The sequence below is a fragment of the Ktedonobacteraceae bacterium genome, assembly GCA_035653615.1.
Taxonomy (GTDB): domain Bacteria; phylum Chloroflexota; class Ktedonobacteria; order Ktedonobacterales; family Ktedonobacteraceae; genus DASRBN01.
Genome location: DASRBN010000012.1, coordinates 89,285 through 102,345 on the forward strand (window position 1 = coordinate 89,285; position 13,061 = coordinate 102,345).

The window sequence follows — 13,061 nt, forward strand, 5'->3', positions numbered from 1 at the left end:
TCTGTCTACCCTCTAGAGAATCACCGGCTAATATCCTCTCGCACATTAGGAGGCCGGGGGAATGCTCTGGGCGAAGTGGAAGAGATTATTGGGATCGTAGGCAGCTTTGATTTGTTGCAATCGCGGCAGGTTGGAACCGTAGTAGGCCTGTTGCCAGTTGGCAAGGTTGGGATCAATGTAGTTCTGGTATGCGTATCCGCTGGCATAGGGGCGCATGCTCTGCCAGATGCTGGATAACCAGGAAGTGTTGGCATTGACAATGGAGTCAGGATCACCAGCATTCCAGTTGGCGGTATACTGGGCACTGAAAAGGGCATTGCGATGCACAAAAGCAGTTGCATCCGCGGCAACGCGATTAATAGCCCCGCCAAACGCATCCAGCCCGATACCGCCATTACCAAATGTGGAAGCCTGGCGTTGTGCAATCGCGTTTACCAGGCTATTGATGCCCTGACGCGGCAACAGACTATTGAAGTAGTCCGATTTAGCGCCATAGGCGGTGCGCTGCAACTGGCCCTGTGGATTCTGGCTCGGCAGGTGACACTCACTCACCGTCTTACCATAACAGCCGGCCTCGACCATCATTGTATCGAGCAGGCCTGAATTCGAGGCGTAACGACTCGATGGCGCGGAACCAACGCGATTGATCAGTTGCTGGAGCAGCGTATTCAGTGCGGAGACATCTCCAACATAGACACCATTCGCAAGCACAACCGGGCCAGCACTCTTATCAGCAGTGGCTTCGAGTACGCAATTCGACCAGAGCGCGTCCGGGGCCTGGGGCGCCCAGTTTTGCCAGGCGTCGACAACATTGGCCGCCTGGCTCCAGGGCCAGTACAGCGTGAAAAGCGAGAGTGCAGAGACGGGCTGCGCCTGGAACGTAAAGGATGTGACGACGCCAAAATTGCCGCCACCACCGCCGCGCAGCGCCCAGAAGAGGTCAGCGTTGGTATTCGCATCGCAGGTGAGTACGCGTCCATCGGCAACGACAATCTGCGCCGATTGCAGCGTATCGCAGGTGAGGCCGAACTTGCGTCCCAGCACACCAACGCCACCTCCCAGCGTTAGCCCGGCAATACCTACAGTTGGGCAGGAACCGCCGGGGAGCGCCAGGTTATACTGCGACAGGGCCGCGTAAATATCGATGAGTCGCGCGCCTGCGCCGATGGTAGCCAGACCGCTGCTGCTATCCACTTTGATGGTATTCATGCGGGTGACATCAATTACCAGGCCGGTACTGGTTGAATAGCCTGCATAGGAATGGCCACCGCTGCGGGGCGCGAACGACACTGCGAACGAGCGCACGAAACTGAGGCACTGCTGCACGTCGGCAGGCGAGACGCAGTAGGCAATGGCCGCTGGTTGAATGCTGTCGAAGCGTGGATCGAAAAGCTGCAATGCAGTCGCATAACCAGGGCTGCTCGGTCGAACCAGGGTTCCTTGCAGGCTGGAAGCCAGGGTTTTCCAATCGGCATCCGCAGGTGAAGGACGCGGTGTGGGTGACGGCTGCGGTGTGGGTGACGGCTGCTGAGTAGGTGACGGGCGAGGCGTGGGTGTAATGGTAGCCGTACCGGATGGGCCATTCTGACAGGCGCTCAAGATGCAGGGAACTGCTCCCAGGACGCTCAAAGCGAGGAATTTACGCCGGTTCATTTCAATCCCAAATGGGTTCGGGAATGGATGCAGTTCCTGTTGCCTGGTCATGGAGAAAAGTATACCACGAAACCCGAAAAGGTCAAGTGGAAATGCCCTCATTTTTTGCTCGTTAAATCATGACCACAACAAAAAATCAGCTTTGATAGCGAAATCACCCCAATTTTCGACTCTCATGAAATGTGCGGAAACAGGTCAGTAAGCCTTCTCGACAAAGAAATATGGTATATTTTTGTATACCTGAGAAACAAGACGATAGGCCTTGTGATTTTGTACCTATTCATACATCAACACATTACCAGAAAGGTTTGAGCTATGAGTGATGCCATCGTGGAGACGCGCTACGGCAAAGTGCGTGGGACGAATCATGGCACGGTCAGTGTGTGGAAAGCTATTCCATTCGCGCAACCACCCGTGGGAGCATTGCGTTTTCGCGCGCCACAACCACCGGCGCCCTGGTCGCATGTACGTGACGCGACAGCATTTGGCCCCATTGCGCCTCAAGCCACTTTACAAGGCAACGGCTTCTTCGGTGCGCGGCGGTTGACGCAGGAACCCGAAAGCGAAGATTGCCTGTACCTGAATATCTGGTCGCCGGTGCCACAGGCTGATGGCAAGAAGCGACCCGTGATGGTCTGGATACATGGGGGAGCGTTTACGATGGGGTCAGGCTCGACCGCTACCTATGATGGCACGAACTTTGCCATGCATGGCGATGTTGTCGTGGTAACACTCAACTACCGGCTGGGCGCGCTCGGATTCCTTTACCTGGAAGAGCTGGCCGGAGAACAATATGCCACATCGGGCAACAATGGTTTACTCGACCAGATAGCGGCGCTGCAATGGGTGCGCGACAATATCGAGGCCTTCGGCGGCGATCCCAACGCGGTCACGATCTTCGGCGAATCGGCCGGGGCGATGAGTATCGGAGCCTTGCTCGCTATGCCCGCGGCAAAGGGCCTTTTCCGTCATGCCATTCTTCAAAGCGGCGCCGCTCATAATGTGCGCAGCAAAGAGGCGGCCAGCCAGATCGCTTACCAGTTCCTGCAGGCGCTCAATCTGAAAGAGGACGAGTTGGCATCGCTGCTCCAGGAGCCGACTGATGCTTTGCTGGCAGCGCAGGCCGTTGTATTACGCAAGCATGTCAGCCTCGCATTCGGGCCTGTTGTTGATGGTATTTCCCTCCCCCTTGCTCCCAGCGCCGCGATTGCAAGCGGCATGGCAAAAGATGTGACCGTGCTGATTGGCACCAACCACGACGAGATGAAGCTCTTCCGCGTGGGCCCTGCCGCGACAGAACCTGACGCAAGAGTACTGCAACGCACATTCGGAGCGGCCGCTGATACAGCCATTGCCACCTACACCTCTGCCCGCCCGGAGTTGCCGCTTTCCGACGTCTGGACGGCTGTGCTGACCGACCAGGTATTTCGCATTCCGGCCATTCGGCTGGCCGAAAAGCAGGCACAACAAGGAGCGCCTGTGTGGATGTATCGTTTCGACTGGGCTACCCCTGCCTTTGGCGGCATTTTCGGTGCCAGCCACGCGCTAGAAATCCCTTTCGTCTGGGATAATCTCGACACGCCGGGGTTAGGCATGCTGCTCCAGGATTTCCCGGGACGCCAGCAGCTTGCTAATCGCATGCATCATGCCTGGATCGCCTTCGCGCGTACCGGTAACCCCAACGCACCCGATCTGCCGCCATGGCCCCGTTACGATACCCTTCGCCGCGCCACAATGCTGTTTGATGAAGTATGCCGTGTGGTCGATGATCCGCAGAGTGAAGAACGCCTGGTTTGGGACGGGCTGATGTGAATAGCAATGATATGTTACACTTTAAACATCAGAGCTTGTACTCCCAGGAAAGGAATCAACGACGATGAGCGGAGCCACAGGTGACACAAGAAATACTCTTCCCATTGACTTAGTGGAAATGCAGCAGGCAGAAGAGGCATTCCGGCAGGCATATCCATCCTTTGAAAGCACGTCCTTGCTGGATGATCTGCGGGAAACCGAGTATGTACGCCTGGACGAGCTGGATCATATCTACCTCGATTATACCGGCGGCGGACTCTATGCCGATAGCCAGCTGCGCGAACACTTTGAACTGCTGCGCCAGAACGTCTTCGGCAATCCACACTCGCTCAATCCCACCTCGCGCGCGATGACCGAACTGGTCGAACGAGCACGTGCCAGCGTGCTGGACTTTTTCCATGCCTCACCCGACGAATACGCGGTCATTTTCACATCCAATGCCAGCAATGCATTGAAGCTGGTTGGTGAGGCCTATCCTTTTCAGGATGGCGGCCAGTTCCTGTTGCTCTTCGATAACCACAACTCGGTCAATGGCATCCGCGAGTTTGCGCGTACCAAGGGCGCCTCTTTTACCTACCTGCCCGTTATGGCTCCCGAACTACGGGCCGAGGAAGATCTACTCTTCTCGTTCTTAGATCTGGGCAGGCGTTATACGCATCCCTTATTTGCCTATCCCGCGCAATCCAATTTTACCGGCGTGCAGCATCCGCTAGAATGGATCGAAGAAGCTCAGAAGAGAGGATGGGATGTGCTGCTGGACGCGGCAGCGTTTGTGCCCACCAATCGCCTGGACCTCTCCCGCTGGCACCCCGATTTTGTGCCGCTCTCGTTCTACAAGATGTTCGGCTATCCGACGGGCGTGGGCTGTTTGCTGGCGCGCAAGGCTTCGCTGGCTAAATTGCAGCGGCCCTGGTTCGCGGGCGGAACGGTGTGGGGCATTTCGGTACAGGGCGATGGCTATGTCATGCTTTCAGGTGGCGAGGGATTTGAGGATGGGACGGTCAACTACCTCAATCTGCCAGCCGTCGAAATCGGCTTGAAACACCTCGAATCTATCGGTATGGAAACCATCCACGAACGGGTTTGCTGCCTGACCGGCTGGCTACTCGACGCCCTGCTGTCCCTGCGCCACAGCAATGGGAACCCGCTTATCGAAGTTTACGGTCCGCACGATACTACTATGCGCGGAGGAACCATCGCGCTCAATTTTCTTGACCCGGATGGTACAATCATCGATGAGCGCGTGATTGACCGCAAGGCTAGCGAAATCCGTCTCTCACTGCGTACTGGCTGTTTCTGCAACCCGGGCGCAGGTGAGGCCGCTTTCAACCTGTCGAAAGAGGCGCTGCATAAAATCTTTCATGAGAAGCCACAAGAGACTCTTCCACAGCTTTTTCAGGGTGAGAAGGGTATGACCTGGGATGAATTTCTGGCCGATTTGGGCATGCAGAGCGGCGGTGCTGTGCGCGTCTCGCTGGGCCTCGCCACGAACTTCGCGGATGTGTACCAGCTGGTGCAATTTGCCAGAACTTTCGTGGATACTTTTCCGGGAGAAACCGATTTGCCGCCAAGGTTGCATTGTTAATTACTAATGAATAGATTCTTCGCTGCGCTCAGAATGACATGCCGCGGGTATGACATGCCGCGGGCATGTCAGGACAGTCTGGGGCATGACTGGACTGTGCGGGGCATGTCATTCTGAGCGCAGCGAAGAATCTACTCAACCAAAAACACTTCGCATGGAGGATAGTCGCGATGAGCGAATATCAACGTTACGAGTTTATGACCATAGATCGACCGCTGACACGGGAGCAGCTCGATGCCATCAATGGTCTTTCCAGCCACATCAAGGCATCACCAACCCACGCTTTCATAGAATATCATTGGGGCGATTTCAAGCACGACCCTATCCAGGTACTTTACGAGTTCTTCGATGCCTTCCTCTACTGGGCCAACTGGGGCTCGCCGCAACTCGCATTCCGTTTTCCCCATGGCGTCCTGCCCGCCAATCTCCTCGAGGGCTATAATCTCGAAGACTTTGTCACGTTCACACGCCATGCTGACTATGATATCCTCGATATCGAGTTTGGCGAGTTGGAAGCGCCTGATGTTTGGGCTGAGTATGAACTTGGCTCGCTCATCCCTATCCGCGATGAACTGATGGAAGGCGACCTGCGTCCGCTCTATATCATCTGGCTGGCTGCTCAGAATATGATGAAGGGCTATGCTCGGAACAGGTATAGCTATTCTCGTAACAATGATAATGATGGATATGAAGAGGACGAAGACGAGGAATGGGATGAGGATCAGGAGGACGAAGACGACGAGAGTGAAGATGAGGATCAGGAGGAAGACGAAGACCATGAAATCAGCATACCGGCGGTTCCACCTGCATTCGATAAACTGACTGCCGCTCAGCAGGCGTTGGCCGAGTTGTTTCGGGTACCTGAAGAACTACTTACGGCTGTAGCAGGACATAGTAAGGCAAGCATGGCTCGGGCTAAGGATGATTTTGCAGCCTGGATCAGGTTGTTGTCACCTGAGCGCCAGCACGATTACCTGGTTCGCTTAGCGCATAATGAGCCAGGATTGAGCAGGCAACTTGTGAGAGAGTTGCGCGAACTGGGTCATGACAAAACGACAGATGCAACGCCAACAGGCGAGCGCGTCCCTTTTGCCATACTGCTTGCTGAAAGCAAAGAGATTAAAGATAGGGCGGAACGCGAAAAGCGCGAACAGGAGCGCGCGGCGCGATTGCGTCACCTGCAAGATATCCACAAGTACCGCGACACCTACTGGCGTAAGGTCGATCAGGGAGCTGCAAGCAAAACGTCCGCTGGCTATGACGAAGCCACCACATTGCTGGTTGACCTGCGTGATGCTGCCGAACAATTCAATACGACCCAGGAGTTTCAAGATCGTTTCAACACCTGGATTCGAGCTTACCTGAGCCGTCCTGCCCTTATCAGGCGATTGAAGGAACGTCATTTTTCGTGGCCAGGAGGGTGAAAGATAAGTTAAACCTATCCATTGTGTGAGACCTTGTGTTCAAACCTGCTCAGATGGTGTGACAGGTCATGCACCATGAATGGCTATTTCTTTCTGACGGGCGTAATGCCAGGCTTCACGGGGATTGCTTATTCCTCTAGTGCGTGCTTCCTGGTAAAGTCTTTCTGAGTGCTTCCGTTGCCTCCTCATCAACCATATAAAGATTCGGTGGCCTTACAAGCGCCTTCTCACTCCCAAGATAGCGAATCACGACGCCATATTCGCGCTCGGCGGCTTCGAGCGAGACATAGCCGTTCACGACATCCTTCAGGACAAGCTCGATGGGACGTTTGAAAGGATCGCCATAGCCACCACCGCCGGGCAGGTTCAGTTGCACGCGGGCATCCGGTGCGAGGGGGACGAGCGCCTTGGCTTGCGGGCGAATGCTGTTGTTGACGAGAAATTCGCCGGGGGCGCCGGATTTCCCGCCTTCAAGCCCGGTAGCGGGAAATTGGGTGCGGTCGACCAGCGCGGAAACACCCCAGGGTACGCGGGCAGGATTACCAAACTCTGTCCATTGCCCCAGGCCACCACGATAAGTGCCAGGACCGCCGGAGTCGGTACGCAACTCGCGGCGATGCTGCACCAGCGGCGTCAGGCTTTCCATCACTTCGGCTGGCACGCCGGCCACCCCACTGGGAAATCCTGTGGTATTTAACCCATCCTTGATGGCTCGCGCACCCGTTCCACCACACTGGAAAAGACTGAAGGTGAAGGATTCCTGGGAAACGGGCCATTTGCCGTGCCAGACGGAGATCCAGATCGGGTCGGCGCCACAGGCCATCAATTTGCCTGGCATCGCGGGTGCCAGCGCGCCAAAGATGACTCCGGGCAGGAAATGTCCGATCACATGCCGCGAGGCAACAGGCGCAGGCTCAAGGCAGTTCAGGATAGAACCGGGCGGCGCGCTCACATGCACGGGACGAAATGCGCCCTCGTTATGCGGTACCTCCGGGCTTACGGCAGCTTTGATGGCAAACGAGGCATAGGCGTGGGTATAATTCAGCACCACGTTGATGCCACGCGAACTTTGCGGCGATGAACCCGTGAAGTCGATAAACATATCTTCGTCCTCGATAGTGACCGTGACGTTGATACGGATGGGTTCGTCATAGCCATCGCTCCACGACTCGTTCTCGTAGCGTCCGTTGGGAAGAGCGCGAATAGCATTGCGCATCGCCTGTTCGGAACGAGTAATGATCTCGTCTGCAAGCGGATCGATGGAGTCTAGCCCGAACTCCTTCATAAAGTGCAGCAGTTCGCGAGCGCCGACCGCGTTCGAGGCCGTCTGCGCGTACAGGTCGCCAACTGTTTCATCAGGGGTGCGCACGTTGGCGCGGATAATCTTGAAAAGCTCGGCATTCGGTTCATTGCGCATGAATAATTTGGTGATGGGGATGCGCAGGCCCTCCTCGAAAACTTCGCGCGCCTCACCTGAGAAGATGCGGCCGCCGATATCGGGTGAATGGCAGGTGCTGGCAAAATAAGCCACGACGCGCTCACCTATGAAGACGGGAGTCAGGATCGTCATATCGTTGATCTGCCCGGCCGTCTGCCAGGGATCGTTGGTAATCAGCACATCGCCCGGCTGCAGCGTTTCCGGTGGATACGCTTGCAAGAAATGGCGCACTCCGGTTGCCATGGCGTTGATATGGCCGGGCGTGCCGGTCAACGATTGCGCAATCATCCACCCGTGTGTATCAAATACGCCGCATGCCAGGTCCTGCGATTCGCGCACAATGGTACTGAAAGCGGTGCGCATCAGTGTGACCTGCTGCTCGTTCACCACCGCAAGCAGCCGATTCCACAACACTTCTAACGTTATTGGATCAAGTGTATTCCTCATCAGAAAGAAAAACCTCGCTGCTTGCGTTACAATTCAACAATCAGATTGCGCTGCTCATCGATGCGAAAACGGCTGTCTGGCCCTATGATCACCGTCGACTCACGCTCTTCAACGATGGCAGGCCCGCTGAAGCTCATGCCGGACACCAGGCCATAACGGTTATACACAGGCGTATCGACATAACCGCCCGGCTCAGGGAAATAGGCCTTGCGATATCCCTTGTGAACAGCTTGACCCGCTTCCTGCTGTTCTCCAGACGCTTGCAAGCGTATCTTTGGCGCGGGACTGGACGAAACGATACGCCAGTTGATAATCTCAACCGGCACGGACGGGCTGAGCCGTTCATAGAGGTTGCGATAGACCTCTTCGAAGGATTTGAGAATCGTGGGGACGCTTTCACTACTCAGGTGACCGGGCGGTAGAGGCACCGCTATCTCATGACCCTGACCAACATAGCGCATATCCGCCTGGCGACGATGGTTTATCTGCTCTGAGGAAACGCCGGACTGCTCTAACAGCGCCTGGCCCTCTGCCTCCATTTCAGCGAGCAGCGCGTTGGCCCTGTCCCAATCCAGGGTATCGAGGCGGCCGCGCCAGGAGCGCACGAAGTCAAAGGCGAGCGGGGCCGTTAAAAAGCCAAACGCGCTCATTACTCCCGCCCCAAAAGGCGCGATCAACGCCGGAGATCCCAAAGCTCTAGCGATACGAAAACCATGTACGGGTCCTGCTCCCCCAAAGGCGAAGACCGGAAAGCGATGCGGGTCTTTGCCGCGTTCAAGTGTATGGATACGGGCAGCATTCGCCATGTTTTCGTTTACTACCTGGTGGATGCCCCAGGCCGCTTCCTCAATCGAGAGTCCTAATGGCCGGGCAATTTGTTCTTCAATGGCCTGTCGAGCCGCCGCGAGGTCTATTTTGAACTGGCCGCCGAGGAAGTAGTCGGGGTCAAGATAGCCAAGCACAAGGTCGGCATCGGTTACAGTAGGCTCGGTTCCACCCAGGCCGTAGCAGGCGGGGCCTGGATCAGCGCCTGCCGATTCTGGCCCTACTTTCAATAATCCCAGCGGGTCTATACGGGCTATAGAGCCGCCACCGGCGCCGATCTCGATCATCTCGATCACCGGCAGCTTGATCGGCAGCCCTGATCCCTTTTTCAAGCGGTAGCGCCGGTCAACCTCGAAATTGCTGGTAGTGAGCGGCTGGCCCTGGTCGATGACGCAGAACTTGGCGGTGGTTCCACCCATATCGAACGAGAGCAGGTCATCGTAACCGCAGGCGGTTCCGTAGCTGGCTGCCGCCAGTGCCCCCGCCGCCGGACCCGATTCGAGCAGCCGCACCGGAAAGCGAATGGCCGTGTCTATTGTAACGATGCCACCGCTGGAAGTCATCAAGAAGATACTACCGTGAAATCCGATGCGCTCCAGGCGTGCCTGCAACTCGCGTAAATACCTTTCAACGCGATCCTGCACATAGACATTCGCAAGCGTCGTCGAGGTTCGTTCAAACTCGCGGATTTCAGGCACCACCTCTGATGAGATGGAGACGCGCATATTGGGAGCGATGCGTTGTATGACGGCTCGCGCTTCCCGTTCGGCGGCAGGATTGGTGAAGCTATGTAGAAAGGTTATGGCGATGGCCTCTATGCCATTGGCAACCAGTTCGCGGGTCAGTCGCTCGACAAAGGTGATATCTAGCTCCTGGAGTGTCTCACCGCCTGCAAGCGTCCTTTGAGGCACGTCAAACCGCAGGTAGCGAGATACCAGTGGCTGCGGCATTTCCAGCATCAGATCGTAGAGTTCGTAGCGATGTTCGCGCCCGATTTCTGTAGAGTCGCGGAATCCCTGCGTGGCGAGCAGCGCGGTTGGCGAACCGGTGCGCTCGATAATGGCATTGGTGACTAACGTCGTGCCATGGATAATCTGCTGAACCAGCCCCGTGTCGAGCTGCACGCGCTCAAGGGTATCGAGGATGAGCATTTCGACGGCCTGAGAAGGATCGCGCGGCGTGGTGAGCGTTTTGCCAACAGCGAAATTGCCACCGGCATCGTCAAATAGGACGAGGTCGGTGAAGGTTCCGCCAATATCTACCCCTATCCTGTGATGGGCGGCAATACCCTCCATCACTCGACCTCCAGCTTGGGAAAACGGCTCAGCGGGAAAATATCGACCTGCGGCGAGCGCTGCTGGGCAAGGAGTCCACCGTCAACTACGAGAATATGCCCGGTGATATAGCTGGCATCATCTGAGGCGAGAAAAGCGGCAGGGCCGGCCAGTTCTTCTGGTTCGCCCACGCGCCCCAGCGGTATGGTCTGGCCGCGATCATGCTTCACCTCCAGATTCATGCCCTGCGTATCAATCGAGCCGGGAACAAGCGCGTTGACGCGAATGCCATACGGGGCAAGGTCGAGCGCCATCGCCCGCGTCAGAGCTTCTATGCCGCCCTTCGAGGCATCGTAAGCCGCCATCCCTCGATGCGAGCGCGTGGCTCCTCCGCTGGACATATTGATAATTACGCCTTGACGGCGACGGGCCATCGCGTGAGCGGCGCGCAGCGAACAGAGAAATGCTCCCTTGAGATTTGTTGATAGGACGCTATCCCACCAGGCCTCGTCACCCTCGAGAAAGTGGCGTTCGACATTGATGAGACCGGCGTTGTTGACCAGCACATCCAGCTTGCCGAAACGCTCAAGTATGTTGTCGAACAGGCCATCAACCTGGCCTTTATTCGATACATCCGCGATACCGGCAATGGCCGATCCACCGGAACCGGTAATCGCCCGCACGGTGGCTTCGGCGCCCTCCCTATTTACATCATTAACGATGACCTGCGCGCCCTCGTTAGCGAAACGCAGTGCGATGGCACGGCCTATGCCATGCGCGGCTCCCGTCACCAGCACCACTTTAGACGTAAAGCGTTTCTCCATGGATGCATTTTCCTTTCTGTTTTGAGGCTTCAACAACCGTCGGGACCGAGGGCCGATTCAGGAGTTCGACAAAATACTCCAGCAATGCACAGCAGGCCGATGAATCGGCGGTGGGCGCGATCAATCGGCCCCTACGGCAGAGCCGTGGGAGCCGATTCATTGTCCTCAGACTCTTGTAAAACAGCGGGGACGTTGAGTGGCAGGGTGAAGCAGAACGTTGCGCCTGCGCCCTCCTCACTTTCTACCCATAGGCGCCCCTGGTGCCGCTTAATCAGGCCTGCCGCTATCGCCAGTCCCAAACCGAGGCCTTGCTTAGAACCGTTGTCGGGCGTATCGACGCGGTAAAACGGCTCAAATATGTACTCCTGATATTCTTTAGGGATACCTGGACCGAAGTCCTGCACGCATGCCGTTACAAACTGCTCATCTCTCTTCAGTTTAACCAGAATCGTCTCGGATTCTGGAGCATATTTGATGGCATTCGCCAGCAGATTCGTCAACACCTGGCTGATGCGTTCCCGGTCTCCATAAATCGTTGCGCCGCTCCGGCCCTCGATGACGATGGTTTGCTGCTCCGTTGTCAGTTGGATATCCGCCACTACCTCTGCCACCAGTTCATCGAACGCGAACAGGCTTTCACGCAGCCGGAGCTTTCCTCCCTCCATGCGATTGATATCCTGTAAATCGTCGATCAGGCTGGTCAGGCGGTTGACCTGCTGGTCCAACCTGGCCGCCAGTTGTGCTCCCTGCGTATCCCCTGAACGTCCGCAACGCCTGCCGAGCAATTGCGAATATCCTTTGATGCTGCTGAGAGGCGTCTTGAGTTCATGCACAACCATGCTGATGAATTCATTTCTCCTCGCATCGCGCTCGTCACGAATCATTTGCTCGCGCATCAGTCGCTGGCGCTCCTGCTCAGCTTTGCGTCGCTCAATCGCATAGCGTATCAGGCGATCCAACAATTCTCCTTGCAGCAGGTCCTTCGTGATATAGTCATCAGCACCGGCCTGCAATGCCTGGATATCGATGCCTCCTCCCCCAACCGCGCCCGTCAGAAGAATAATGGGCAGGTCGTACCCTCGCCTGCGGGCCTCTTTCAACAGTTCGATGCCGCTGTTTGCCCCAAGCCGGTAATCGATCAGGCAGATATCGTGATCCTCTCGCAGCATGTGCGCGAGTCCTTCCCCGGCATGTTGTTCCCACTGCACCTTATAGCGAGTGGATGAAACCTTCGCGAGTACCTTTTGCAGGAGAATAAAATCTTCCTCGTCGTCCTCAATGAGCAGGATGCCAATCGATTGTGTGTCAGTAGGCACCTTTGTTCTCCTCCGGAGGTAATGTTACAATCTCGAACCAATATTTGCCGATCATCTGCATGACCTCGATGAGGCGTTCAAATGTTACCGGCTTCGTAATAAACGAGTTTACGCCCAGTTTGTAAGAGCGATAGATATCTTCCTCTGCTTTTGAGGTTGTGAACACCACGATGGGAATATCGTTGACATCTGGATGCGCTTTGATCTCTCTGAGCGCCTCGCGTCCATCCTTGCGCGGCATATTTAAATCGAGCAGGATGACGCCGGGACGGGGCGCACTCTCCTTATCTGTATAGGCCCCACGATGAAACAGGTAATCAAGTAATTCTTCGCCATCCCGCACACAATGGAGTTCATTGAGCAGTTTCCCCTGCCGCAGCGCTTTTTGCGTGAGCAGGATATCATCTTCATCATCGTCAGCCATCAAAATCACAATAGAATCTCTGCTTGCCATAGGCTCTTT

The 13,061-nt window shown here is 56.0% G+C and carries 10 protein-coding genes; 3 read left to right on the forward strand and 7 right to left on the reverse strand.

Translation table 11 applies throughout. From position 1 onward, the window contains the following. Nucleotides 1-45: 45 nt before the first annotated feature. Nucleotides 46-1,755: an FAD-binding oxidoreductase gene (locus tag VFA09_06590; protein HZU66929.1), complete on the reverse strand. Its 1,710-nt coding sequence runs from the start codon at nucleotides 1,753-1,755 to the stop codon at nucleotides 46-48. Nucleotides 1,756-1,968: 213 nt separating this feature from the next. Here VFA09_06590 and VFA09_06595 point away from each other — a divergent pair, with 213 nt between their 5' ends. From VFA09_06595 to VFA09_06605, 3 genes are all read left to right on the forward strand, one after another. Beyond that, nucleotides 1,969-3,465: a carboxylesterase/lipase family protein gene (locus tag VFA09_06595; protein HZU66930.1), complete on the forward strand. Its 1,497-nt coding sequence runs from the start codon at nucleotides 1,969-1,971 to the stop codon at nucleotides 3,463-3,465. 64 nt (nucleotides 3,466-3,529) lie between these two features. Continuing rightward, nucleotides 3,530-5,050, forward strand: a complete 1,521-nt coding sequence (locus VFA09_06600; GenBank protein HZU66931.1) for an aminotransferase class V-fold PLP-dependent enzyme — start codon at nucleotides 3,530-3,532, stop codon at nucleotides 5,048-5,050. 170 nt (nucleotides 5,051-5,220) lie between these two features. Then, a complete protein-coding gene (locus VFA09_06605; GenBank protein ID HZU66932.1) occupies nucleotides 5,221-6,474 on the forward strand; it encodes a hypothetical protein in 1,254 nt (417 codons plus the stop codon). A gap of 136 nt (nucleotides 6,475-6,610) precedes the next feature. Here VFA09_06605 and VFA09_06610 read toward each other — a convergent pair whose 3' ends face one another. From VFA09_06610 to VFA09_06635, 6 genes are read right to left on the reverse strand one after another with little or no spacing between them, the layout of a single operon-like run. Continuing rightward, nucleotides 6,611-8,359 (reverse strand): hydantoinase B/oxoprolinase family protein, encoded by a 1,749-nt coding sequence (locus VFA09_06610; protein ID HZU66933.1) that lies wholly within the window; start codon nucleotides 8,357-8,359, stop codon nucleotides 6,611-6,613. Between the two features lie 26 nt (nucleotides 8,360-8,385). Further along, entirely contained in the window at nucleotides 8,386-10,479 is a 2,094-nt protein-coding gene (locus tag VFA09_06615; protein ID HZU66934.1) for a hydantoinase/oxoprolinase family protein, read from the reverse strand. Then, nucleotides 10,479-11,282, reverse strand: a complete 804-nt coding sequence (locus tag VFA09_06620) for an SDR family NAD(P)-dependent oxidoreductase (GenBank protein HZU66935.1) — start codon at nucleotides 11,280-11,282, stop codon at nucleotides 10,479-10,481. The genes VFA09_06615 and VFA09_06620 overlap by 1 nt, the downstream gene beginning before the upstream one ends. Beyond that, nucleotides 11,260-11,442: a hypothetical protein gene (locus VFA09_06625; GenBank protein HZU66936.1), complete on the reverse strand. Its 183-nt coding sequence runs from the start codon at nucleotides 11,440-11,442 to the stop codon at nucleotides 11,260-11,262. The genes VFA09_06620 and VFA09_06625 overlap by 23 nt, the downstream gene beginning before the upstream one ends. Then, entirely contained in the window at nucleotides 11,414-12,598 is a 1,185-nt protein-coding gene (locus VFA09_06630) for an ATP-binding protein (GenBank protein ID HZU66937.1), read from the reverse strand. The genes VFA09_06625 and VFA09_06630 overlap by 29 nt, the downstream gene beginning before the upstream one ends. After that, complete coding sequence (locus tag VFA09_06635) at nucleotides 12,588-13,052, reverse strand: response regulator (protein HZU66938.1); 465 nt, start codon at nucleotides 13,050-13,052, stop codon at nucleotides 12,588-12,590. Before VFA09_06635 ends, VFA09_06630 begins: the two co-directional genes overlap by 11 nt. Between the last annotated feature and the right edge of the window lie 9 nt (nucleotides 13,053-13,061).

Bases quoted from the DNA above. Each gene is read 5' to 3' on its own strand.
- VFA09_06590 (HZU66929.1), bottom strand. From the start codon at position 1,755: ATGAGGGCATTTCCACTTGACCTTTTCGGGTTTCGTGGTATACTTTTC.
- VFA09_06595 (HZU66930.1), top strand. From the start codon at position 1,969: ATGAGTGATGCCATCGTGGAGACGCGCTACGGCAAAGTGCGTGGGACG.
- VFA09_06600 (HZU66931.1), top strand. From the start codon at position 3,530: ATGAGCGGAGCCACAGGTGACACAAGAAATACTCTTCCCATTGACTTA.
- VFA09_06605 (HZU66932.1), top strand. From the start codon at position 5,221: ATGAGCGAATATCAACGTTACGAGTTTATGACCATAGATCGACCGCTG.
- VFA09_06610 (HZU66933.1), bottom strand. From the start codon at position 8,359: ATGAGGAATACACTTGATCCAATAACGTTAGAAGTGTTGTGGAATCGG.
- VFA09_06615 (HZU66934.1), bottom strand. From the start codon at position 10,479: ATGGAGGGTATTGCCGCCCATCACAGGATAGGGGTAGATATTGGCGGA.
- VFA09_06620 (HZU66935.1), bottom strand. From the start codon at position 11,282: ATGGAGAAACGCTTTACGTCTAAAGTGGTGCTGGTGACGGGAGCCGCG.
- VFA09_06625 (HZU66936.1), bottom strand. From the start codon at position 11,442: ATGAATCGGCTCCCACGGCTCTGCCGTAGGGGCCGATTGATCGCGCCC.
- VFA09_06635 (HZU66938.1), bottom strand. From the start codon at position 13,052: ATGGCAAGCAGAGATTCTATTGTGATTTTGATGGCTGACGATGATGAA.